Raw genomic sequence first — 25,266 nt, 5'->3', positions numbered from 1 at the left:
CGGCGTATAAATTCAGAATATTCTGAATTTATACGCCGTTTTTTGCGTGTATAGAAAAATGTACGGTTTTTTTCGGCTTCTATATGGCTTCTTTATGCTTCCATAACAGAAAATATATGGAAAATTCTGGTTTTTAACGTCATCTAAACTCTTAGAAAAACTTTCTGAAATCGCAGTTTGGCGAATTTCCATTTTGAAAAATGCGTTGTTATAATCCAGGTAAGAGGTGCGAAGAAAGCACCGAAAAACAAAAAGGAGATGAGAGGTATGTTCTTTAAAAAGTACGGAGACATCGTAGTTGGCGTATTTTTCATGGCATTGGGAGCCCTGCTGGTAATCATGGCTCAGATGCTTCCGAAATCCAAAGTTATGGAGATCGGACCGGATTTCATGCCTACGGTAATCGGTTCAGTTACCTTTATTCTGGCAGCAATCCTGACATTTTTAAGCATCAAAAATTTTAAAATGCATGCGAAGGAGCTGGAGCATGCGGAAATTCCGGACTGTGATTACAAGCGTGTAATTTCCAGTATTATTCTGGTTCTGTGTTATGTGTTTATCCTGCAGCCGATCGGATTTATCATTTCGACTCTGCTGTACCTGATGTTCCAGATGGTGGTGCTGTCACCGGATGATGAGCGTGACGGAAAGCATATCATCCGTCTGGCCGTGATCAATGTAGTGTTTACCCTGGCAGTCTTTTTCCTGTTCCGTTATGGTTTCAAGATCGTGCTGCCGGCAGGTGTTTTTACGATTCGATTATAATAAGGAGGACAAAAGATTATGCAGGCATTGGGACTTTTAGGAAGTGCGTTTGTCGGTATTTTACATCCGGTATCCATCCTTATGATGATTGCCGGTGTTGCGATTGGTATTGTATTTGGTTCTATCCCGGGACTGTCCGCGTCCATGGCAGTAGCACTGATGCTGCCGTTAACCTTCAGCATGACGCCGTCTTTGGGTATGAACACGCTGGTAGCGGTTTATATCGGAGGTATCTCCGGTGGACTGATCTCCGCGATTCTGTTAAATATGCCGGGTACGGCATCTTCCATTGCGACCTGTTTTGACGGTCATCCGATGGCAAAACGTGGTGAAGCCATGAAGGCTCTGGGACTTGGCATTGTGTTCTCGGCTCTGGGTTCCATTTTCTCCTTCATTATTTTAACCTTCTGCGCACCGCTTCTGGCGGATGTCGCTCTGAAATTTACTCCGGCTGAGAACTTCGGTATCTGCTTCTTCGCACTGACGATGGTAGCGATCCTTTCTTCCGGTAATATGATCCGCGGTCTGCTGGCCGGTCTGTTCGGCCTGATGTTTACCCTGGTCGGTATGGCTCCGATTGACGGAACACCGCGATTCACCTTTGGTTCTTCCAGTCTGATGGCAGGCTTTGACACCCTTCCGACCCTGATCGGTATCTTTGCGATCGCGGATATCCTGGTTACCGCGGAGAGCATGAAGGGCGGACGTGTAGAAACCATCCCGATTAAGAAGGTAAAAGGCTTTGGCTTTAGCTGGCAGGAATTTGTGTATCATCTGCCAAACTTCTTCCGTTCTTCCCTGATTGGTACCGGTATCGGTATTCTGCCAGGTATCGGCGGTTCTACCTCTGGTATGCTGTCTTACGTAACCGCAAAGAACATGTCCAAGCATCCGGAGGAGTTTGGTAAGGGCTGCCCGGACGGTGTTGTAGCAACTGAGTCTGCCAACAACGCGACCATCGGAGGCGCTATGATCCCGCTTTTGGTACTTGGTATCCCGGGTGACGGCGTTACCGCAATGATGTTAGGCGGCTTCCTGATCCATGGACTGTCTGCAGGCCCGCTGCTTTTCGTGAAAAATGCAGATGTTGTATATGGAATCTTCGCAGCCTGCATGCTGTGTACCGTGATCATGCTGGTGGTTGAGTGGACCTGTATCAAGGGCTTCGTTCAGGTATTAAAGGTTCCGAAGCACATCCTGCTTCCGCTGATCCTGGTTCTTTGCTGTGTCGGCGCGTATGCGACCAACAACCGGATCTTTGATGTACAGTCCATCCTGATCTTCGGTATCGTAGGTTATGTATACCATAAATTCAGCCTGCCGACTACTCCGTTTGTTCTGTGCTTCCTGATCGGTGAGATGCTGGAAACCTACTTAAGACGAGGCATCATGCAGTACAAGTCCTTTGGCGCATTCTTTGCAAGACCGATCTTTGATGCATTCTTCTTTGTTGCCATCGGAGTTCTGGTATGGACCGTCATGAAGGAATTAAAAGCGTACAAGATCAAAAAACAGAGCATGTAGTGTCAGAAAAATCCTGATAAAAGAAAAAGGGGTGCGCAGGCACCCCGGAAAGAGGAAGGTTTACTTATTATGAAGAAAAAACTTGTTATGGCCGTTATGGCAGGAACCATGGCTTTTAGTCTTGCAGCATGCGGAGGCAGCAGCACATCGGATACAACTGCGGCAGCAGCCGGAAATACGACAACGGCGGACGGCAGTCAGGCAGATGCTTCCGGCAGCACCGGCGGCTCTGCATGGGAACCGAGCACTACGGTTTCCATCGTGGTTCCTGCAGGCGCAGGCGGAAACACAGATCTTTCTGCCCGTGTATTCGCGCAATATGCAAAGGAGCTGACCGGCCATGACTTCATCGTTGTGAACGCGAATGGTGCAGCTGGTTCTGTAGCGGCAAACCAGGTCCTGGCAGCTGCTCCGGACGGACAGACCTTTCTGTATGGACACAATCTGGTAAATGTTGCCAATATCGCAGGCGTTACCGATTACAACTATACGGCATTCAAGCTGGGCCCGACCTTTGCAAAGGATCCGGCACAGCAGCTGTATGTAAACTCTGAGAAATATAAAGACTTAGACGAGTTCATTGCTGCGGCAAAGGCAGCACCGGGACAGTTAAAGGCATGCACCGAGGTTGGCGCATATACCTACTACGAGCTGCTTGCCTTCGAGAAGGCGGCAGATATTGATCTGGATCTGGTGGATGTAGGCTCCAACTCGGATAAGATTGCGGCAATGCTTTCCGGCCAGGTTGACCTGATGCCGGGCGCATACATCAACTGTAAGGATTATCTGACTGCAGGCCAGTTTACCTGCCTGGGTGCTCCGACCGAAGAGCGGTATGATATGATCAAAGATATCCCGACCTTAAAGGAGCAGGGTATAGATCTGGTATATCCGGACTGTGATTTCTCCTTCTACTTCCCGGCAGATACCTCAGACGATGTGATTGCCTACTATGAAGATCTGGTACAGAAGATCCTGGCTGATCCGACGGCTTCTGAGGCGGTTGCAAATGTAGATATGATGCCATACTACTTAAATGCAGAGGATTCCGCAAAGAACGATGAGCAGATCTACAATACCATCAAGGAAATTGCGGACAGCATCGACCAATAACAGCTGATCCAGCAAAACAGAAGCAAAGGCCCCGTGAAAGCCCGCCGGAGATGGCGGCTTTTGCGGGGCCTTTAGGGTTAAAGGAGAATCATGTTCAGATCTGATCCGGCTGGATCGTTTTCCACCACTCACTGGCGAGCCGGATGAATTCCCGGGCACCGGTGCTTAAGTAGCCGGTGGTGGGGTAACTGACGGTAATGTCCCAGGTGGGATGTCCCGGCAGACGGAAACAGGCCAGCTCATCTGATGGAATCCTTGTATAGTACCAGGGAACAATGCCGCAGCAGATGGTGGATTTTACCAGGGATACAATACCGGCGGTGTTGTTGCTTTCAAACAGGACGTTTGGCTGGAAATCGCTCCGGGCAAAGATCTGGTCACAGAGGCTGCGCAGCGTGGAATTGCGGTCCATCAGTACAAAGGGCTCGTAACGGAGCTCGTTTAAATCCAGTGTGGCCAGGAGTTCTCCCGGCGGGGCGGCTTTTTGCGCCACCGGGTGGCCAGCCGGGATGATGGCGATCAGCTCTTCGCTTCCGAGCACTTCATACTGGTTCTTCTGCCAGTCGGATCTGGAAAGAACCTGAAAGCCTACATCCAGTTCCCCGGAGGCAATGGCAGCCTGCTGGGCGGATACCCGCATTTCCAGAGGCCGCACGGTGAGGTTTGGCATGGTGCAGTGAAGCTCCGGGTAGATGGCAGTGAACATATCAAGCCCCCGGCCGGGGCAGAGGCCAATATTTAAAAGACCCTTGCGCAGGCGGGAAACGTCGTAGAGCTGGTTGTAGGTATCTTTTTTGATCTGCATCATTTTTTTGGCGCCCTCCACATAGATGCGCCCTGCATCCGTCAGACACCATTTGTTTTTGGTGCGCTGGAAGAGCGGGGTGCCCAGTTCCCGTTCCAGTTTTAGGAGCTGCTGGTTTAAGGCAGACTGGGTGATGAACAGTTTTTCTGCTGCTTTGGTGATGTTGTTTTCTTCTGCAATTTTCAGGATATATTCAATTTGTCTGGTGTCCATAGACATCCTCCGTATTTTTGTTTCATACCGTTGCACATAGTTCAGAAACGGATTTCCAAGTTTATTGTAACAGCAAAATGAGAAAATGCGCCGGCTCTCAAAAAGGTCTTAACGGAACTCTAACGGAGAACGTTAGAAAACCGTAAAGAATTTATAAAATATTTCCGGAGCTCTTGACAATGTGACAGGCTGTCATTATAATATGACACATTGTCACACTGAAAAGTGACAGATTGTCATAAAATAAACAATATGAACTATTTTTACAAAAGAGAAACGGGGAGGAGGTGCTTAACATGCCTACGGAACGATTTTATCGTCTTCCGGAAGCGAAAAAGCAGGTGATCCGGCAGGCCGCCATCAAGGAATTTGCGCGAGTTCCCTTTGAGAAGGCCTCCATCAACCAGATCATCCAGAACGCGGATATTTCCCGCGGAAGCTTTTACACCTATTTTGAAGATAAGCAGGATGTGGTCCGCTATATTTTTGAGGACAATGCAAGACAGATGCAGGAATGCTGCGAAAGGGAGCTGGAAAGAAATGGCGGTGATCTCTTTGGCATGCTGGAGTGGCTGTTTGAGTTTACGATCCACAAGCTGGAAGAGTCGAAGGAGATGATCGAGCTGGTGCGCAATGTCTGCTCCTACCAGGAGAATACCAGGGCCATGGGCTTTGAAATCGGATACAGACCCCCCATGGGAAGCCCGGGAAAAGAAGAAATGACCCAGTGGCTCGCAAAGCGGATCCGCATGGAACAGTTTACAAGACGTTCGGAGGAGGGACTGAATGTTGTGTTGCAGCTGGGGGTTACATCCCTGATCTTAGCGGTGCGCTTTTACTATGAGCAGCCGGATCAGCTGGATCAGATCCGGAAACGTTATCTGGATTCCCTGGAAGTGATTAAGCATGGAGCCCTGATTTCGTAATAAGTATGAAAGAATCACGATCATAAAAAGTGGAAAATAAGAGGAGACAGCTATGAAAAAGAAAGTAGTAATTGCAGGAGTGGTAGTAGCGGCGATTGCGGTTGTGGCTGGCATCAGCGCAATGCGCAAGAAGCCGGTGGAAGAGGAAACCCTGATTCCGGTAGTAAACGTAGAGAACCCGCAGATGGGAAGCATTGAGCTGTACCGCAGCCTGGTGGGCAAGGTAGAGCCGTCTGACGTGGTTTACATTTACCCGAAGGCAGCCGGTGAGATTACTGACGTGTTCGTAAAAGCCGGTGATATGGTGCAGGAGGGACAGCCAATTTGCAAGATTGATACCAAGCAGGTGGAGGCAGCGAGACTCCAGATGGAATCCGCGCAGCAGGCCATGAACGATGCCAACACCAACCTGGGCCGTCAGCAGGCACTGTTTGCGGCAGGCGATATCGCCAGCGTGGCATTTGAGCAGGCCCAGACCCAGGCGAAGAACGCCCAGATTGCATACGATTCCGCAAAGCTGAATTATGATTATCAGGTGGAGTTTGCAAACGTGACCGCACCGATTTCCGGTAAGGTAGAGACCTGCAACGTTGAGGTTCACGACAACGTGGCTTCCCAGGTGCTTCTGGCCGTGATTTCCGGCGAGGGCAGCAAGTCCATCACCTTCTCGGTTCCGGAGAAAGTGGTAGCCGAGCTGCATGTGGGCGATCCGATTTCTGTAGATAAGAACGGCACGGATTACCAGGGTACCATCAACGAGGTCAGCAGCATGATCGATGATTCCACCGGACTCTTTAAGGTAAAGGCTTCTGTGGAAAACGGTGACGCGCTTCCGACTGGTTCCACCACCAAGCTTTCCGTCATTTCTGACCGTGCGGATAATGTACTGACTATTCCGGTTGACGCCGTTTACTATTCCGGCGGCGATGCTTATGTGTATACATACGACAACGGAACTGTTCATTATGTTCCGGTCGAGGTTGGTTTATATGATTCTCAGAAGGCACAGATCCTTTCCGGTATCAACGCTTCCGATGAAGTGATCACCACCTGGAGTTCCGAGCTGTATGAGGGTTCCCAGGTACAGAAGGCAGATCCGAACGCTGCGGCAGATACCCAGGCAGCAGGAGAAAACGCAGCAGAGACTTCTGCTGACGCGCAGGGCGCAGACCAGGCAGAGGGTACAGAGGCAGCAGAAACCTCAGCAGCAAGCGGCAACTAGTGTGAGAGCAGAAGGAGGAAAACATCAATGGGATTAACAAAATCAGTCCTGAAGCGGCCGGTTACCGTGGTCATGGTAATCCTGTGCCTGATCGTGTTCGGTCTTCAGTCTGTTCTTGGCGCGAAGCTGGAGCTGATGCCGACCATGGAAATGCCGGTACTTATCGTGTATTCCGTATATCCGGGAGCCAGCCCGGAGGATGTAAACGATCTGGTAAGTACGAAGATCGAGAATGAGATTGGTTCTCTGAGCGGTGTTGATACCATTCAGTCCCGTTCCATGGAGAACGTATCTCTGGTTATCATCCAGTATGATTACGGTAAAGATATCGATGAAGCATACGATGATTTAAAGAAGAAGATGGACGCCCTGGAGGGAGATCTCCCGGATGACTGTAACTCCCCGGTGATCATGGAGTTAAACATCGATGAGATGGATACCGTGTCCCTGGCGGTCAACAACAAGGCTGAGTCCGACCTTTATAACTATGTAGACAACAAGATTGTTCCGGAATTTGAGAAAATCACCACCGTTACCGATGTCAGCATCAGCGGTGGACAGAAAGAGTATATTCAAGTACAGCTGGTTCCGGAAAAACTGGAGCAGTATCATTTAAATCTGGCTTCCGTAGCTACTGCCATCGGCAGCGCGGATTTCACTTATCCGGCCGGCGATACCATCGTGGGCGGACAGAAGCTTTCCGTCAGTGCCGGAACCCAGTATGATACGGAAGAATTATTAAAGTCCATTCCTCTGACTTTGGGAAATGGCAATGTCATTTACCTGTCCGATATCGCAAACGTACAGATGGCGAAAGAGGACGCAAGCAGTATTGCCCGCTATAACGGCGAGGATACCATTTCCATCGGTATCAAGAAACAGCAGAGCGCATCTGCGGTGGATGTTTCCAAAGAAGTAAAGAAAACCATCAAGAACCTGATGGATGCAGATGAAAACCTGGAGATCATCACCGTAAGTGATACCAGTGATGAGATCAACTCTTCCTTAAAGAGCGTTATGCAGACCATGGTGATGGCAGTTGTGGTTTCCATGCTGATCATCTTCCTGTTCTTCGGTGAGCTCAAGGCATCCCTGATCGTTGGTACTTCCATCCCGATCTCCATCCTGGCTGCCCTGATCCTGATCCAGGCCATGGGCTTCTCCTTAAACGTCGTTACCTTGTCGAGCCTGGTACTCGGTGTTGGTATGATGGTAGATAACTCCATCGTAGTGCTGGAGAGCTGTTTCCGTTCCACCAAAGGAAAAGGCATTGTGGGTTACCGGGAAGCTGCCCTGGAGGGAAGCGGCATTGTGCTGCAGTCCATCATCGGCGGTACCGTGACCACCTGTGTTGTATTCCTGCCGCTGGCTCTGTTACAGGGTCTGACCGGCCAGATGTTTAAACCGTTAGGATTTACCATCATCTTCTGTATGGTGGCATCCTTGATCAGCGCAATGACCATCGTTCCGCTGTGTTACTGCTTCTACCGTCCGCAGGAGAAAGAAGACTCTCCGGTAGGAGGCATTATCCGTGCCATGCAGAATGGCTACCGCAGCATCATGAAGGTGCTGCTTCCGAAAAAGAAAACGGTTATCTTCACTTCCATCGCATTGCTGGTGGCTGCCTTCTGGATGGCATCCCAGCTGCGTATGGAGCTGATGGTTTCCGATGATACCGGCGAGATTTCCGTTACCATCGAGACCCGTCCGGGCCTGACTCTGGAAGAGGAAGATAAGATTTACGAGCAGGTTGAGAAGATTGTTACTGCAGATGAAGACCTGGATTCTTACATGTTAACGTCCGGCGGAAGCGGTATGTCTGCCATGACCAGCTCCGGCGCAACGCTGACTGCCTACTTAAAGGATGACAGAAAGCGCGAGACCAATGAGGTCATCAAAGAGTGGAAGCCGCTGTTAAACCAGATCGCAGGCGCGAACATCTCTATGGATGTGGCATCCTCTTCTACCATGACCAGCAGCACCTCCGGTATTGAGTACATTTTACAGGGTACCCAGTACGATGAGCTGAAGAGTGTATCCGACCAGATCACCAAAGAGCTGTTAGAGCGCCCGGAGGTTTCCAAGGTACACAGTACCCTGGAGAATGCGGCACCGGTTGTCAAGCTGAACATTGATGCGGTGAAGGCCAATGCCGAGAATATCACCCCGATCCAGATCGCCGGCACCGTCAGCAGCATGCTGGGCGGCAAAGAGGCAACGACCTTAAACGTAGACGGTGAGGATGTCAGCGTTATGGTCGAGTACCCGGATGATGAGTATGACACCATTGATAAATTAAAAGGCATCGTCCTTGCAAACAATGCAGGCGGCTCCGTGGCTCTGGCAGATGTGGCAGACATTGTCTTCCAGGATAGCCCGAACACTATCACCAGAAAAGATAAGCAGTATCAGGTGACCATTACCGGTGATGTTCCGACCGATGATGCCCGCCAGATCGACGCGATTGAGAACAAGTTATACAATGAAGTAGTAAGCAAGCACCTGACCCCGACCATCACCCGTGGATTGAACTCTCAGGATGAGAGCATGAAGGAGGAGTTCGGAAACCTGGGAACTGCCATCATTACGGCAATCTTCCTGATTTTCGTAGTCATGGCAGCACAGTTTGAGTCTCCGAAGTTCTCCCTGATGGTTATGACCACCATCCCGTTCTCCCTGATCGGTTCCTTCGGACTTCTGTATCTGGCCGACTGCCCGATCAGTATGGTATCCCTGCTGGGATTCCTGATGTTAGTCGGAACGGTAGTTAACAACGGTATTCTTTATGTCGATACCGTAAACCAGTACCGTACGGAGATGGACCGTGACACCGCCCTGATCGAGGCCGGCGCGACCCGTCTGCGCCCGATCCTGATGACCACCCTGACCACGGTCGTATCCATGATCCCGATGGCGCTGGCCTACGGCGACAGCGGTAAGAGCATGCAGGGTCTGGCCCTGGTAGATGTGGGCGGCCTGGTGGCTTCCACGATCCTGGCACTGTTAATGCTGCCGATCTACTATGAGGTCATGAGCCCAAAACGCAAACCGGAACCCCATTATGATTAATAAGCCAGACGGCTTCGGAGGATGTTAGATGAAACGATTAAAACAGGCATTGTCTCTGGGACTGGCCGGAGTGATGATGACGGCGGCGCCGATGACGGCGCTTGCCAGCCCGGAGTTCTCCCGCAGCGCAGAGGAATGGGCCAGATTACAGGATAACAAGATCGAGTATGATGAGATTGCGGACCTGATCCACGAATACAATGCGACCGTCCAGAAAAATGCCATTGACTTAAGCAAGTTCCGCAAGGATTACGGCGAAAGCAATGATGAGTGGGCAAACCGTTACCGGGAACTGGCAGATGATCTGCAGTCGAGCCTGAGCTACCCGGATGTGGATGATTCGTCCTACGCAACGATCATGACAGCCATTGTAACCAGCGAGATGCAGATTGATAACTGGAGAAAAGCAGCCGATGAGGCAGTGGATGATTATATGACTTATTACTATAATTATGCTTCCGCCGAGGCGATGCTGACCTCCAATGCGCAGCAGCAGATGATCGCGTATTATGTAAATCAGCTGCAGCTGGAGCTGGACCAGAAAAATCAGGAACTGTTAAATGAAACCTATCAGAGTGTTCAGACCCAGCAGTCTCTTGGCATGGCAACCGATGTGGATGTGCTGTCTGCGGAGGAAAACTTAAGAAATGCCAACAAGGCAATTCTGGATGACCAGAATACCATTGAAAACAATCAGGAAAAACTGTTTGTTGCCCTGGGCTGGAAACACGATGACCGGCCGGAGGTCGGCGAGCTGCCGGATCCGGATCTGAACCGGATCGCATCCATGAATCCTGCAGTGGATAAAGAGCAGGCAGTGGAGAACAGCTATACCATGAAGGTAAACAAGCGGAAACTGGAAAACGCAAAGAGCAGCGATACAAAAGAAACTCTGGAAAAGACAATCCGCGAGGATACCCAGAGCATCGGGGCTTCCGTGACCAGCAGCTATCAGAATGTACTGGCAGCGAAGGCATCCATGGAGCTGAAGGAGGCACAGGCACAGCTGCAGGAAAAGAGCATGCAGACAACGGAGCGCCAGTATCATCTTGGCATGATCGGAAGACTGGATTATCTGAACAGAAAGTATGCGTACGATTCTGCCGTGATCCAGACTCAGATTGCAAAGTATAACCTGCTTCAGGCAATCCAGTCCTATGAGTGGGTACTGAACGGACTGGCAAATGCATCATAAGGCGGTGAGAAGGATGAGAAAAAATTGCAGCCGGAAGGCGTATCTGAAACGCGTGGGAGCAGCGGTGCTTGCCGGCACCATGCTTCTTGCGGCAATGCCGGGGACTGCGTTTGCGGCGTATGCCCCGGTCACCGGCAACCCGGAGGACACCTATGATGCAGAAACCTGGGCAAAACTTCAGGACAATGTGCTGGAATACGATGAAATCCCGGATCTGGTGCATGTCTACAACAGCAACATTTCAGAAATCTGGAAAAACCTGAGGGAAACGAAAGAAAAGCTCGACCGCAATATTCAGGAACTGGACAGCCTGAGCGGCAATATGAAACGCCTGAAGGATGACGCGAAAGACCAGGGAAATATGATGAATTATGGTAATTACACCATGCAGGAAATCATCCTTGGAAAGGTTGCGTCGGGTCTGCGCAGTACGGATCTGTACAGCCAGAAAACTGTGGCCAGCATTCAGAAAGGCGAAAAGCAGATTACGAAAGCGGCTCAGTCCCTGATGATCACCTATGATTCCTTGTTAAAGCAGCGCAACACACTGGAAAAACTGCAGGAGCTTTACGCAAAGCAGTATCAGATTGCGGTGAACAAACATGCCCTCGGCATGGCTACCGATCAGGAGGTCCTGACGGCCCAGACGAATCAGCTTTCCGCGGCGAGCTCCGTGGCATCACTGGATGGCGGACTGCTGCAGTTAAAGCCGAACCTCTGCACCTTGACTGGATGGGCAGCGGATGCTTCCCCGGAGCTGGCTCCGATCCCGGAGACCGATGTGTCGCTGATCGACCAGATGAACCTGGAAGAGGACACGAAGAAGGCCATCGGCAATAATACTACGCTGATCAGCCAGCGTACCTCTGCCAAGGGTACCAGCAATGCCAGCATTGAGGGCCGCCTTGGCATTATTGAGGAAGGCGAGCAGAAACTGACCATTGAGATGAAACGTCTGTATAACGATGTGTATACACAGAAAGAAGCCTTTGAAGGCGCAAAAGCCGGATTCCAGGCAGCCCAGAAGACCCATGACAAGTATACCCGCATGTACCAGATGGGACTTCTCGGAGAGTCTGATTATATTGGAACCGAAATTTCCTATTATCAGGCAAAGAGTTCCTATGAGAGCGCGGATACCGCGCTGCGCCTGGCTATTGAAACCTACAACTGGGGTGTTCAGGGCCTGGCAGCAGTCGAATAAAATTCAGCCGGCATTGTGTGATGGCAGCGCCGGCTGCAGATAAGGGAAAAAGAAAAATTGAATTTTTAAATCAGGGCGGTGATCCTCAAGCAGGGGATAATCGCCCTGATTCAGTTTCTCCTGAAGCTCTTTTCGGCTCTCCTCCGGAATCTCTTTGCAGACTTCATCCAGAAAGCAGAACTGCGGGTAGAGCACACACCACCAGTTGTGCCCTTTTCCGTCTCCGAGAATCACGCGGACGGCATCGTAAGTGCCGCAGGGAACGACCAGGCCGTCGTAGACGCGGGTAGGAAACCAGGTGCGCTCCAGATCAAGGCGGGCCTGATAGGGAGCCTGTTTCTCTGTGAGAAAGCTGTCGGCGGCGGTTTCCAGACTGCGTTTGTTTTCGGAAAGCCAGGTGGTGACAGCTTCCTTGCTGTCGGCGGTTTCCAGCAGCCGGTCGTGAATATAGTCGAGAAGAAAGCTGCGCACCTCCAGCTTCACGGCCTGATCCTCCCGGGAATCACTGTTGGCGAGAATGTGGAAGCGCAGGATGGAAGGGGCAATGCGGTCTGCCAGTGCTTCCCGGCTTTTCTGCAGGTTTCCCATGGTAAGCAGCAGGAAAAGAAGAAGGAGAGATAAGAACAGGATTCGGCGTGCAGCAGGAGCGTAATCCGGTGTGAGCGGACCTGAAGGTGCACGGAATTTTGGTTTCATGGAAAAAGCCTCCTTCTGCCAGGGAATTCTTTGTATTCTTGTGTACCCTGTCACTTCTTAAGTGTTGACAGATATGTTATAATTAATCAGATATTTTGGAAAAGAGAGGGAATCTGTTATGGGTAAAAAGAAAATTGCAGTCCTGTTTGGCGGGCAGTCTTCGGAACATGTAGTATCCTGTGTGTCTGCGGCAAATGTGATTGACCAGATAGATAAAGAAAAATACGACCTGCTCCTCATCGGCATTACCGAGGAAGGCCACTGGGTGAAGGCAGACAGCGTGGAGGATATCCGCTCCGGTGCCTGGAGAGAGAGCAAGGTGGATGTCGTTATCTCCCCGGACGCAACCAGGAAGTGCGCCCTGATCACCGAGAATGGCGTGACCAGAGAAGAGAAGATTGATGTGGCATTCCCGGTACTCCACGGCCTTTATGGCGAGGACGGCACCGTTCAGGGCCTGTTCGAGCTGGCAAAGATCCCGTATGTAGGCTGCGGCGTGCTGGCTTCCGCAGTATCCATGGATAAGCTGTACACCAAGATCATCGTAGATACCCTGGGCATCCGTCAGGCAAAATACGTTCCGGTGATGCGCTGGGAGATGGAAAAAGATATGGATATCCCGGTGGCAGCGGTAGAGACTCACTTCCAGTACCCGGTATTTGTAAAGCCGTCCAACGCAGGCTCTTCCCGCGGCGTCAATAAGGCAGAAAACCGGAAGGAGCTGATCGCGGCCTTAAAAGAGGCTGCAAAGCATGACCGCAAGATTCTGGTGGAGGAGACCATTGTGGGCCATGAAGTAGAGTGCGCGGTTCTTGGCGGCGGCCAGAAACCGGTAAAGGCTTCCGGCGTCGGTGAGATCCTGGCAGCAGCAGAGTTCTATGATTTTGACGCAAAGTATAACAACGCAGAGTCCCGTACCGTCATTGGACCGGAGCTTCCGGGCAATTCCGCGGAAGCGGTCCGCGAGGCGGCAGCAAAGATCTTCAACGCGGTAGACGGCTACGGCCTGTCCCGCGTAGACTTCTTTGTCACCAACGACGGCGAGGTGATCTTCAACGAGATCAACACCATGCCGGGCTTTACCGCCATCAGCATGTATCCGATGCTCTGGGAGGCAGCAGGCATCCCGAAGCCGGAGCTGGTAGACCGCCTCATCGACCTGGCATTTGAGAGGTAAGCAGTATGATTGACAGAAACGCGCCGGTTGGCGTATTTGATTCCGGCGTGGGCGGCCTGACGGTAGCGAGAGAAATCATGCGGCAGCTGCCGGATGAGCGGATCATCTATTTCGGAGATACCGCCCGGGTTCCCTACGGAAGCAAGTCAAGAGACACCATCCTGCGTTATTCCCGCCAGATCATCCGCTTCCTGCGCACCAAAGAGGTCAAGGCCATCGTCATTGCCTGCAACACGGCAACGGCACTGACGCTGGATACCGTGGCAGCAGAATCGGACATTCCGATCATCGGCGTGATCAATGCCGGCGCCCGGACTGCGGTAGAGTCTACCCGTAATGGGCGGATCGGTGTTATCGGAACGGAGGCTACCATTGGCAGCGGCATCTATACCGAAGTTATGAAAAAGATGAAACCGGGTATCCAGGTATTTGGAAAGTCCTGTCCGCTGTTCTGCCCGCTGGTGGAAGAGGGATGGCTTCACGATCCGGTGACGGATGAGGTTGCGTCCCGCTATTTAAGCGTGCTGAAGGAAAAATACATTGACACGCTGGTGCTGGGCTGCACGCATTATCCGCTTCTGCGCTCTACCATGCGGCGCCTGATGGGAGAAGATGTGACGCTGGTAAATCCGGCTTACGAAACGGCCATTGAACTTCGGGGACTTCTTGCGGAGAATGGCCTGAGCCGTGATCCGTTTGCGCCATTTGCCGGAGAAAAACACCAGTTTTTCGTCAGCGACCTGGCAGAAAAATTTACGGATTTCGCAAGCTCCATCCTGCCGGAGGATGTAAAGGAAACCAAGAAGATTAACATTGAGGAATACTGAGGGTTATGACAAGAGACGTACTGATCCGCTTAAGCGGCCTCCAGGCCATGGAGGACGACGAGGGCGTGGTGGAGGTGATCACCGCAGGGGATTACTTCTGGAAGAATAACAAGCATTACCTGATTTACGATGAGGTGATGGAAGGAATGGACGGAACCATCCGCAATACCATGAAGCTGACTCCTGGGAAGCTGGAGATTAAAAAGAGCGGACCGGTGTCTGCCAATATGGTGTTTGAGGTGGACAAAAAGACCCAGACCCACTATGCCACCCCCATGGGAGAGATGCTGGTGGAGATGACCACCAGCCGGATCGGCTTTGAGGAAGAGGATGATCACTTAAAGGTTGAAGTGGAGTATTCCCTCGATATCAACTACGATCACGTTTCCGACTGCCGCATTGTCCTGGATGTGACATCGAAGGGCTGCGCAAAGCTGGAATTATAAAAACTTAAAAAAGAAGAGGCAGGCGCTTTCGCGCTTACCTCTTCTTTTTTGCTTTCATGATTTAATTTTCTTTTTTAAATCTCGCAAAGAAACCTTTTTTCTTCGGTGCCTGCGGGATTGCTCCACCGCGGACACTCTTGATCTCGGTAATGTAAAGACCGCTTACAACCACTTTTGCCTCGGTCTTAACCGGGAGTGATGCAAATACACGCTCGTCTGCCATCAGGGTCATAACCTTCGGACCTACCTTCGCCTTTACAACCGGAACCTTTGCCCAGCGCATGTACTTCGGGGTCTGCTCGTAAACGATCTTTGGAAGACCGGAATCTTTGATCTTCATTTTCTTTTTGTCGATGACCAGCATGGAAACAGTCTGTTTGGACATCTCCAGAAGCTGCTGCTGCTCAACCTGACGCTTTTCGAGCTTTCTTCCTAAGAAGTACAGAACCGCAAGAGCGATCACTGCGATTACCAGAATCACCAGCAAAACGTTTAAAAAAGTCTGCATGGGGCATACCTCCATTAGGTTCTTTTGTGTAACAGGACACACCTGTACGAAAAGTATAGCATTTTCAGCAAAAAAAATCAAGGAAAAACTTGACACCTTGACAGACGTATGATATTATGGAGTGTGCACTATTGTGGCGTTCTGGGCCTTTTGCGCCCAAAAATATGCCAGAAATTAGATTAGAAAACAGGGGTGAAACGTCAATGGAGAAAAGCAGAATGCGCCCGGTAACATCGGGAAAGAGCGTTAGAATGAGCTACTCAAGACAGAAAGAAGTTCTTGAGATGCCAAACCTGATTGAGATTCAGAAAGACTCCTATCAGTGGTTCCTCGATGAAGGATTAAAGGAAGTATTTGAAGATATCTCCCCAATCTCCGATTTCGCAGGTCATTTAAGCCTCGAATTCGTTGATTTTACATTATGTAAGGATGAAGTCAAATACAACATCGAAGAATGCAAAGAACGCGACGCAACTTACGCTGCACCTTTAAAGGTAAAGGTAAGACTTTACAATAAGGACAAAGAAGAGATCAACGAGCACGAGATCTTTATGGGAGATCTTCCGCTCATGACCGATACCGGCTCATTCGTAATCAACGGCGCTGAACGAGTTATCGTAAGCCAGCTGGTTCGTTCCCCGGGTATCTACTACGGAATCGGACACGACAAGATCGGTAAGGAACTGTATACCTGTACCGTAATCCCGAACCGTGGTGCATGGCTGGAGTATGAGACCGACTCCAATGATATCTTCTACGTTCGTGTAGACCGTACCCGTAAGGTTCCGGTAACCGTACTGGTGCGTGCACTGGGCTATGGCACCAACGCGGAGATCATTGATCTGTTCGGCGAAGAGCCGAAACTGCTGGCAAGCTTCGGAAAAGATACTGCAGAGAGCTATCAGGATGGCCTGTTAGAGCTCTACCGCAAGATTCGTCCGGGCGAGCCGTTATCCGTTGATAGTGCAGAAAGCCTGTTAAACAGCATGTTCTTTGACCCGCGTCGTTATGACCTGGCCAAAGTCGGCAGATATAAATTCAATAAGAAGCTTCACTTCAAAAACCGCATCAAGGGCCAGATTCTGGCAGAGGATGTGGTAGATGAGACCACCGGAGAGATTCTGGCAGAGGCTGGCACCAAGATCGACAAAGAGCTGGCAACCACCCTGCAGAACGCAGCTGTTCCGTTCGTTATGATCCAGGCAGAGGACCGCAACTACAAAGTCCTTTCCAACTTAATGGTAGACCTGGCAGCTTACGTGGACTTCGATCCGAAGGAAGCCGGTGTTACGGAATTAGTATATTATCCGGTATTAAAAACTATTCTGGAAGAAGCTGGCGATGACCAGGAAGAGTTAAAGAAACTGGTTCATAAGAACATCACCGAGCTCATTCCGAAGCACATTACCAAGGAAGACATCATCGCTTCCATCAACTACAACATGCATCTGGAAGGCGGCATCGGTACCCCGGACGACATCGACCATCTGGGCAACCGTCGTATCCGTGCCGTTGGTGAGCTGTTACAGAACCAGTACCGCATCGGTCTGTCCCGTATGGAACGTGTGGTAAGAGAGCGTATGACCACCCAGGATATGGACGGCATCACTCCGCAGTCCTTAATCAACATCAAGCCGGTCACCGCAGCAGTGAAGGAGTTCTTCGGAAGCTCCCAGCTGTCCCAGTTCATGGACCAGAACAACCCGCTGTCTGAGCTGACCCACAAGAGACGTCTCTCCGCACTGGGACCTGGCGGTCTGTCCCGTGACCGTGCCGGATTCGAGGTTCGAGATGTACACTACACCCATTACGGACGTATGTGCCCGATCGAGACTCCTGAGGGACCGAACATCGGTCTGATCAACTCCCTTGCAACCTACGCAAAGGTAAACGAGTACGGCTTCATCGAGGCGCCGTACCGTGTTGTAGATAAATCCGATCCGGCCAACCCGCGTGTAACCGATGAGGTTGTATACCTGACCGCAGACGAAGAGGATAACTTCGTTGTCGCACAGGCAAACACCCCGTTAGACGAGGAAGGCCATTTCGTAAACAACAACGTAGCCGGCCGTTTCCGTGAGGAGACTTCCGAGTTCCAGAAGAGAGCCATCGACTTAATGGACGTATCTCCTAAGATGGTATTCTCCGTAGCAACCTCCATGATCCCGTTCCTTCAGAACGACGATGCGAACCGTGCTCTGATGGGATCCAACATGCAGCGTCAGGCTGTTCCGCTTTTAAGAACTGAGGCGCCTGCAGTAGGTACCGGTATCGAGGGCAAGGCTGCGGTTGACTCCGGTGTCTGCGTTGTTGCAAAGCATGCCGGCGTTGTTGAACGTTCCGCTTCCAACGAGATCATCATCAAGAGAGATGACAACGGCGCGAAAGATGTTTACCATCTGATCAAATTCTCACGAAGCAACCAGTCCAACTGCTACAACCAGAAGCCGCTCGTTTACAAGAACGACCATGTTGAGGCAGGCGAGGTCATTGCAGACGGTCCGTCCACCAGCAACGGTGAGATCGCTCTTGGTAAGAACCCGTTAATCGGATTCATGACCTGGGAAGGTTACAACTACGAGGATGCGGTTCTCTTAAGTGAGAGACTGGTTATGGAAGATGTCTACACCTCCGTTCATATCGAGGAGTATGAGGCAGAAGCCCGTGACACCAAGCTCGGACCGGAAGAGATTACCCGTGATGTTCCGGGTGTCGGCGACGACGCGTTAAAAGACCTGGACGAGAGAGGCATCATCCGTATCGGCGCTGAGGTTCGTGCCGGTGATATCCTGGTTGGTAAGGTTACCCCGAAGGGTGAGACTGAGCTGACCGCAGAGGAGAGACTGCTGCGTGCTATCTTCGGTGAGAAGGCAAGAGAGGTAAGAGATACCTCCTTAAAAGTACCGCACGGTGCTTACGGCGTCATCATCGACGCAAAAGTATTTACCAGAGAGAACGGCGACGAGCTGGCTCCTGGCGTAAACCAGACTGTCCGCATCTACATCGCTCAGAAACGTAAGATTTCTGTAGGTGATAAGATGGCAGGACGTCATGGTAACAAGGGTGTCGTTTCCCGCGTACTTCCGGTAGAGGATATGCCGTTCCTGCCGAACGGACGTCCGCTGGATATCGTGCTGAACCCGCTGGGCGTACCTTCCCGAATGAACATCGGACAGGTCCTGGAGATGCACTTAAGCCTTGCATGTAAGGCACTGGGCTTCAACATTTCCACCCCGGTATTCGAGGGCGCGAACGAGGTAGACATCATGGATACCCTGGAAATTGCCAACGATTATGTAAACACCTCCTGGGAGGAGTTTGAAGAGAAATACAAAGATACCCTGAAACCGGAAGTTATGGATTACTTAGGCTCCCATCTGGAGCACCGTGAGCTGTGGAAGGGCGTTCCGCTCCGCCGCGACGGTAAGGTAAGACTGCGTGACGGACGTACCGGCGAGTACTTTGACAGCCCGGTAACCATCGGTCACATGCACTACCTGAAGCTGCATCACCTGGTTGACGATAAGATCCATGCACGTTCCACCGGCCCATACTCCCTTGTTACCCAGCAGCCTCTGGGTGGTAAGGCACAGTTCGGCGGACAGCGTTTCGGTGAGATGGAGGTTTGGGCTCTGGAGGCGTATGGCGCATCCTACACGCTGCAGGAGATCCTGACCGTGAAGTCCGATGATGTTGTCGGACGTGTGAAGACTTACGAGGCTATCATCAAGGGCGAGAACATCCCTGAGCCGGGTATTCCGGAGTCCTTCAAGGTACTGTTAAAAGAGCTGCAGTCCCTGGGTCTGGATGTAAGCGTACTGCGTGACGACGGAACCGAGGTTGAAATCGGTGAGAACGTAGATTACGGCGAGACCGATCTGCGTCACATCATCGAGGGCGACAGCCGCTACAACCGCGACGAGTCCTTTGGCGACTACGGCTATCAGCAGCAGGAGTTCAAGGATGGCGAGCTGGTTGGCGTCGAGAGCGACGATGACAGCAGCGATGATTTCGAGGGGGAATCTGACGACTACACCGACGATTCCTTTGATGAAGAATAATAGAAGGGAGTAACGCTCATGCCTGAGACAAATGAAACTTATCAGCCATTGACATTTGATGCCATCAAAATTGGCCTGGCTTCCCCGGAGAAGATTCTGGAGTGGTCACACGGCGAGGTAAAGAAGCCGGAGACCATCAACTACCGTACCTTAAAGCCGGAGCGCGACGGTCTGTTCTGTGAGCGCATCTTCGGACCGAGTAAGGACTGGGAATGTCATTGTGGTAAATATAAAAAAATCAGATACAAAGGCGTAATTTGCGACCGCTGCGGCGTTGAGGTAACCAAGTCCAGCGTCCGCAGAGAGCGTATCGGCCACATCCAGCTGGCTGCTCCTGTATCTCATATCTGGTACTTCAAGGGTATCCCGAGCCGTATGGGTCTCATTCTGGATATCTCCCCGAGAGTACTGGAGAAGGTTCTGTATTTTGCGTCCTACATCGTTCTGGACGCAGGTCAGACCGGCCTGCAGTACAAGCAGGTGCTCTCTGAGAAAGAGTACCGCGAAGAAGTGGAGAAGTGGGGCTACGGCAACTTCCGTGTCGGAATGGGTGCCGAGGCTGTTCTCGAGCTTTTAAAGAGCATTGATCTGGAGAAAGAGTCTGAAATGCTCAAACGCGAACTGAAAGAGTCCAGCGGCCAGAAACGTGCAAGAATCATCAAGAGACTGGAAGTTGTAGAGGCATTCCGCAATTCCGGAAACAAGCCGGAGTGGATGATCATGACCGTAATTCCGGTTATCCCGCCGGATATCCGTCCTATGGTACAGCTGGACGGCGGCCGTTTCGCAACCTCTGACTTAAACGATTTATACAGAAGAATCATCAACCGTAACAACCGTCTTGCCCGCCTGCTTGAGCTTGGCGCTCCGGACATCATCGTCCGCAACGAGAAGCGTATGCTGCAGGAGGCAGTCGATGCCCTGATCGATAACGGCCGCCGCGGCAGACCGGTAACCGGTCCTGGCAACCGTGCTCTGAAATCCCTTTCCGATATGCTGAAAGGTAAGCAGGGACGTTTCCGTCAGAACCTGCTCGGTAAACGAGTTGACTATTCCGGACGTTCCGTTATCGTCGTTGGACCGGAGCTGAAGATCTACCAGTGCGGTCTCCCGAAGGAGATGGCAATCGAGCTGTTCAAGCCGTTCGTTATGAAGGAGCTTGTTCAGAACGGAACCGCGCACAACATCAAGAGCGCGAAGAAGATGGTAGAGCGTCTGCAGTCCGAGGTATGGGACGTACTTGAGGATGTCATCAAAGAGCATCCGGTTATGTTAAACCGTGCACCTACCCTGCACAGACTGGGTATTCAGGCCTTCGAGCCGATCCTGGTAGAGGGTAAGGCAATCAAGCTGCATCCGCTGGTATGTACCGCGTTCAACGCAGACTTCGATGGAGACCAGATGGCAGTACATCTTCCGCTTTCCCAGGAAGCACAGGCTGAGTGCCGTTTCCTGCTCCTGTCTCCGAACAACCTGTTAAAGCCGTCTGATGGTGGCCCGGTAGCCGTTCCTTCCCAGGATATGGTACTTGGTATCTACTATCTGACCCAGGAGCGCCCAGGCGCTGTTGGTGAGGGCATGATCTTCAAGAGCGTGAACGAGGCAATTCTTGCATATGAGAACGCTGCTGTGACCCTGCACTCCCGCATCAAAGTAAGAGTAACCAAGACCATGCCGGACGGCACCGAGAAGACCGGTGTTGTAGAGTCTACCCTTGGCCGTTTCATCTTCAACGAGATCATCCCGCAGGATCTGGGCTTCGTTGACAGAAGCGTTCCGGGTAACGAGCTGGTACTTGAGGTTGACTTCCATGTAGGTAAGAAGCAGTTAAAGAAGATTCTGGAGAAAGTCATCAACGTGCATGGCGCTACCCAGACTGCTGTTACCCTGGATGATATCAAGGCAATCGGTTACAAGTATTCTACCAGAGCAGCCATGACCGTATCCATCGCGGATATGACCGTGCCGGCATCCAAACCGCAGCTTCTGGCAGACGCTCAGGCAACCGTTGACCGCATCGCAAAGAACTTCCGCCGTGGCCTGATCACCGAGGAAGAGCGTTATAAAGAGGTTATCGATACCTGGAAGACTACCGATGACCAGCTGACCAAAGACCTGTTAGGCGGTCTGGATAAGTACAACAACATCTTCATGATGGCAGACTCCGGTGCGCGAGGATCTGATAAGCAGATCAAGCAGCTGGCAGGTATGCGTGGACTTATGGCAGATACAACCGGTCACACCATCGAGCTTCCTATTAAATCCAACTTCCGTGAGGGTCTTGACGTACTGGAGTACTTCATCTCCGCTCATGGTGCACGAAAGGGTATGTCCGATACCGCGCTGCGTACCGCAGACTCCGGTTACCTTACCCGTCGTCTGGTAGACGTATCCCAGGATCTGATCGTACGTGAGGTAGACTGCTGCGAAGGCAAGGATATCCCGTACATGGAGATCAAGGCATTCACCGATGGCAAAGAGACCATCGAGAGCCTGGAGGAGCGTATCACCGGCCGTTACATCGCTGAGACCATCACCGATCCGGAGACTGGAGAAGTGGTTGTAAAAGCAAACCATATGTGTACTCCGAAACGTGCAGCTGCTGTTATGAAGGCGCTGAACAAGATGGGCCGTGACTCTGTCAAGATCCGTACCGTCCTTAGCTGTAAGTCTCACATTGGTGTCTGCGCAAAATGTTATGGTGCCAACATGGCAACCGGCCAGCCGGTACAGGTTGGTGAGGCAGTCGGCATCATCGCTGCACAGTCCATCGGTGAGCCTGGTACCCAGCTGACCATGCGTACCTTCCATACCGGCGGTGTAGCAGGTGGAGATATCACACAGGGTCTTCCTCGAGTAGAGGAGCTGTTCGAGGCTCGTAAGCCGAAGGGTCTTGCAATCATCACCGAGTTCGGCGGTGTTGTAACCCTGAAAGATACCAAGAAGAAACGTGAGATCGTAGTTACTGATCCGGAGACCGGCAACTCAAAGACCTATCTGATCCCGTACGGTTCCAGAATCAAGGTTCAGGATGAGCAGGTAATCGAGGCAGGTGACGAGCTGACCGAAGGTAGCGTAAACCCGCACGACATCTTAAAGATCAAGGGCGTCCGCGCCGTACAGGATTACATGATCCAGGAAGTACAGCGTGTATACCGTCTGCAGGGTGTAGAAATCAACGATAAGCACGTTGAGATGATCGTTCGTCAGATGTTAAAGAAAATCCGCATCGAAGAGAGCGGCGACAGCGATGTGCTGCCGGGCGTATCCATGGATGTTCTGGACTTCAACGAGATGAACGAGGCTCTGATCGCAGAGGGCAAGCAGCCGGCAGAGGGCAAGCAGGTTATGCTTGGTATTACCAAGGCATCCCTGGCTACCGATTCCTTCCTGTCTGCAGCATCCTTCCAGGAGACCACCAAGGTTCTGACCGAGGCGGCTATCAACGGTAAGGTTGACCATCTGATCGGTCTGAAGGAGAACGTCATCATTGGTAAGCTGATTCCGGCTGGTACCGGTATGAAGCGTTACCGTTCTGTAAAGCTCAACACAGATGTAGAGCCGCAGGATGAGATTGCTCTGGAGGATGACGATGAAATCCTGCTGTCCGGAGACAATGAAGAAGATGGCGACATGGCGGACGAGGCTCCGGAAGTGTTCGACATCGACGACAGCGAAGAGTAAAAAGTTGTAACTGTGAGGGTACTGAACAGTTACAAAAAGTTAATATAGCCTGACAGTAGTATCAGAAGGTCCAGGCATGTAAGAAAACGACTTCCTATATTTTCACATATCGTTGTTTGCATCTTGATATGCTGAAAATACCGGAAGTCGTTTTCTTACTTGCCCTGCGGTATTGGCTGTGTGAGAACTTTGGGGGCGCAGATGCGTGGTGAGGTTTGATATGATTAATGTGCGTTGGTGTTTGTACGGTGCATGATCGGTAACAGTTTGTAGAAAGTATGGGTATTGTATGAGTCAGTTACGTGGGGGAGAGAATTCGAATTTGAACAGGAATTCTGGAAGAAATACAGGTGGAAACGCACCGCAGCACCCTGGCCAGAGGGCGGGACGTCCGCTTAGTGAGCGGGAAATCCGGGAGATGCGGGCGAGGAAGGCACGGAAGATGAAGCTGATGCGCCGCCGCAGACGGATTCTGCTTCTGGGCCTGCTTGCGATCTGCATTCTGACGGGAGTGCTGGTGGCTGCGGTTTCCGGGGCGGTACGGAAGCGGAAGGCGGAGAAGGCGGCTGTGGAGGCTGCGGCTTTGCAGGAAAGCATGAGCGCTTCTGCGGCAGAGGAGGAAAGCCGGGCTGCCGAGGAAAAGCAGGCATACCTGGCATCTCTGCCGGATATGGGGGCCATTTATGGAATTGCTGCAAACGGAGTTGGCTGGAGCCATTTCTTCGCGGATAATTCCTACAGCATGGCACCGGCAAATTCTTACATCACAGCGATTCGCGCAACCTTAAGCGGACAGCCGGAGGGCATGAGCGGCACCATCCGCTACCGGGTGAACTTAAGCGGCACCGGCTGGCTGGACTGGCAGGAAGATGGAAATGAGGCAGGAGATTCAGCTGGCAGCGCGCCGCTGGAGGGCATTGCCATGGAACTGACTGGCGACCTGGGGACCTATTATGAGGTGCTTTACAGTGTATTGCAGGATTCCCAATGGACCGACTGGGTTTCGGACGGAACGGAAGCCGGAGCGGTTGGCGTGGGACTTCACGTAGACGGTGTGCGGATTTCTGTAGTGAAGCGGACCGGCAGCGAGGTTTATGCGGGAAATATTGATCCGAACCGGCCAATGGTGGCACTGACCTACGATGACGGCCCGTCGCCGACGGTAACCCCGCGGATCTTAAAGTGCCTGCAGGATAACGGTGGCCGTGCTACCTTCTTTATGGTGGGGCAGAAGGTCATTAAGAGCCCGGATGTGTTAAAACAGATGGTATCCCAGGGCTGCGAGGTAGCAAACCACACCTTTGACCATACGCTGATGACCAAGGTATCCCCGACCGATCTGGCGAATCAGCTGGTGGCAACGAATCAGGCGGTTTCGGATGCCTGCGGCATTTCTCCGGTGCTGATGCGTCCCTGTGGCGGAGCGAAAACCGTGGAAGGCATGAACATAGCAGGCGCGATTTCCATGCCGGCTATTCTCTGGAGCGTTGATACCCTGGACTGGAAAACCCGGGATGCTTCCCAGACGATCCAGACAGTGCTTGAGAACGTAAAGGATGGAGACATCATTCTGATGCATGATCTGTATGACGCGACCGGGGATGCCAGTGAGACCATCATTCCAGAGCTGGTAAGCCGTGGATTCCAGTTAGTAACGGTCAGCGAATTGGCCTCGTACCGGGGCGGTATGATCCCGGGAAAGAGTTATTCCCAGTTTCGTCCGTTAAGCGCAAATTAAATACGAAAACAGATAAAAGGGGCTGTCGCACTAACGTGCGGCAGCTCATTTTATATATCCAACACAAAACGCCGAGCTTCGAAAAGCCCGGCG

17 protein-coding genes are annotated in these 25,266 nt (G+C 51.6%); 14 read left to right on the top strand and 3 right to left on the bottom strand.

From position 1 onward, the window contains the following. The first annotated feature begins 267 nt into the window (after positions 1-267). The 3 genes from WMO41_RS07605 to WMO41_RS07595 all read left to right on the top strand — a co-directional run bounded on the left by WMO41_RS07605 (position 268) and on the right by WMO41_RS07595 (position 3,402). A complete protein-coding gene (locus tag WMO41_RS07605; protein ID WP_349229240.1) occupies positions 268-765 on the top strand; it encodes a tripartite tricarboxylate transporter TctB family protein in 498 nt (165 codons plus the stop codon). An 18-nt stretch (positions 766-783) separates the two neighbouring features. Continuing rightward, entirely contained in the window at positions 784-2,289 is a 1,506-nt protein-coding gene (locus WMO41_RS07600; RefSeq protein WP_349229239.1) for a tripartite tricarboxylate transporter permease, read from the top strand. Between the two features lie 69 nt (positions 2,290-2,358). Further along, the gene (locus WMO41_RS07595; RefSeq protein WP_349229238.1) at positions 2,359-3,402 is read left to right on the top strand and encodes a tripartite tricarboxylate transporter substrate binding protein; all 1,044 of its coding nucleotides are present in this window, start codon (positions 2,359-2,361) and stop codon (positions 3,400-3,402) included. 94 nt (positions 3,403-3,496) lie between these two features. Here WMO41_RS07595 and WMO41_RS07590 read toward each other — a convergent pair whose 3' ends face one another. Next, entirely contained in the window at positions 3,497-4,420 is a 924-nt protein-coding gene (locus WMO41_RS07590; RefSeq protein ID WP_349229237.1) for a LysR family transcriptional regulator, read from the bottom strand. Between the two features lie 296 nt (positions 4,421-4,716). On the opposite strand from WMO41_RS07590, the gene WMO41_RS07585 reads away from it, so the two are divergent. From WMO41_RS07585 to WMO41_RS07565, 5 genes are read left to right on the top strand one after another with little or no spacing between them, the layout of a single operon-like run. After that, positions 4,717-5,346: a TetR/AcrR family transcriptional regulator gene (locus tag WMO41_RS07585; protein WP_349229236.1), complete on the top strand. Its 630-nt coding sequence runs from the start codon at positions 4,717-4,719 to the stop codon at positions 5,344-5,346. 52 nt (positions 5,347-5,398) lie between these two features. Then, positions 5,399-6,568, top strand: coding sequence for an efflux RND transporter periplasmic adaptor subunit (locus WMO41_RS07580; protein WP_349229235.1), 1,170 nt, complete (start codon positions 5,399-5,401; stop codon positions 6,566-6,568). A gap of 27 nt (positions 6,569-6,595) precedes the next feature. Continuing rightward, positions 6,596-9,637 carry an efflux RND transporter permease subunit gene (locus tag WMO41_RS07575; RefSeq protein WP_349229234.1) on the top strand — a complete coding sequence of 1,014 codons (3,042 nt, stop codon included), beginning with the start codon at positions 6,596-6,598 and terminating at the stop codon, positions 9,635-9,637. Positions 9,638-9,665: 28 nt separating this feature from the next. Next, positions 9,666-10,832: a TolC family protein gene (locus WMO41_RS07570; protein WP_349229233.1), complete on the top strand. Its 1,167-nt coding sequence runs from the start codon at positions 9,666-9,668 to the stop codon at positions 10,830-10,832. A gap of 13 nt (positions 10,833-10,845) precedes the next feature. Beyond that, positions 10,846-12,036: a TolC family protein gene (locus WMO41_RS07565; protein WP_349229232.1), complete on the top strand. Its 1,191-nt coding sequence runs from the start codon at positions 10,846-10,848 to the stop codon at positions 12,034-12,036. A 3-nt stretch (positions 12,037-12,039) separates the two neighbouring features. On the opposite strand, the gene WMO41_RS07560 is transcribed toward WMO41_RS07565, so the two are convergent. Further along, entirely contained in the window at positions 12,040-12,732 is a 693-nt protein-coding gene (locus WMO41_RS07560; protein WP_349229231.1) for a stage II sporulation protein R, read from the bottom strand. Between the two features lie 118 nt (positions 12,733-12,850). Here WMO41_RS07560 and WMO41_RS07555 point away from each other — a divergent pair, with 118 nt between their 5' ends. From WMO41_RS07555 to WMO41_RS07545, 3 genes are read left to right on the top strand one after another with little or no spacing between them, the layout of a single operon-like run. After that, positions 12,851-13,909, top strand: coding sequence for a D-alanine--D-alanine ligase family protein (locus tag WMO41_RS07555; protein WP_349229230.1), 1,059 nt, complete (start codon positions 12,851-12,853; stop codon positions 13,907-13,909). 5 nt (positions 13,910-13,914) lie between these two features. After that, positions 13,915-14,736, top strand: coding sequence for a glutamate racemase (gene murI, locus WMO41_RS07550; RefSeq protein ID WP_349229229.1), 822 nt, complete (start codon positions 13,915-13,917; stop codon positions 14,734-14,736). A 5-nt stretch (positions 14,737-14,741) separates the two neighbouring features. Beyond that, positions 14,742-15,182 carry a YwiB family protein gene (locus WMO41_RS07545; RefSeq protein WP_349229228.1) on the top strand — a complete coding sequence of 147 codons (441 nt, stop codon included), beginning with the start codon at positions 14,742-14,744 and terminating at the stop codon, positions 15,180-15,182. Between the two features lie 61 nt (positions 15,183-15,243). On the opposite strand, the gene WMO41_RS07540 is transcribed toward WMO41_RS07545, so the two are convergent. Next, a complete protein-coding gene (locus WMO41_RS07540) occupies positions 15,244-15,690 on the bottom strand; it encodes a hypothetical protein (RefSeq protein ID WP_177291551.1) in 447 nt (148 codons plus the stop codon). Positions 15,691-15,893: 203 nt separating this feature from the next. On the opposite strand from WMO41_RS07540, the gene rpoB reads away from it, so the two are divergent. The 3 genes from rpoB (at position 15,894) to WMO41_RS07525 (ending at position 25,173) form a co-directional block, all read left to right on the top strand. After that, entirely contained in the window at positions 15,894-19,751 is a 3,858-nt protein-coding gene (rpoB, locus tag WMO41_RS07535) for a DNA-directed RNA polymerase subunit beta (protein ID WP_349229227.1), read from the top strand. 18 nt (positions 19,752-19,769) lie between these two features. Then, complete coding sequence (gene rpoC / locus WMO41_RS07530) at positions 19,770-23,435, top strand: DNA-directed RNA polymerase subunit beta' (RefSeq protein WP_349229226.1); 3,666 nt, start codon at positions 19,770-19,772, stop codon at positions 23,433-23,435. Between the two features lie 322 nt (positions 23,436-23,757). Then, positions 23,758-25,173 carry a polysaccharide deacetylase family protein gene (locus tag WMO41_RS07525; RefSeq protein WP_349229225.1) on the top strand — a complete coding sequence of 472 codons (1,416 nt, stop codon included), beginning with the start codon at positions 23,758-23,760 and terminating at the stop codon, positions 25,171-25,173. Positions 25,174-25,266 lie beyond the last annotated feature (93 nt).

Origin of the sequence: Ventrimonas faecis (genome assembly GCF_040096075.1) — a bacterium.
Classification (GTDB): domain Bacteria; phylum Bacillota; class Clostridia; order Lachnospirales; family Lachnospiraceae; genus Brotaphodocola; species Brotaphodocola faecis.
The sequence above is the reverse complement of the archived record's forward strand: the minus strand, read 5'-3'. Positions and strand labels throughout refer to the sequence as shown.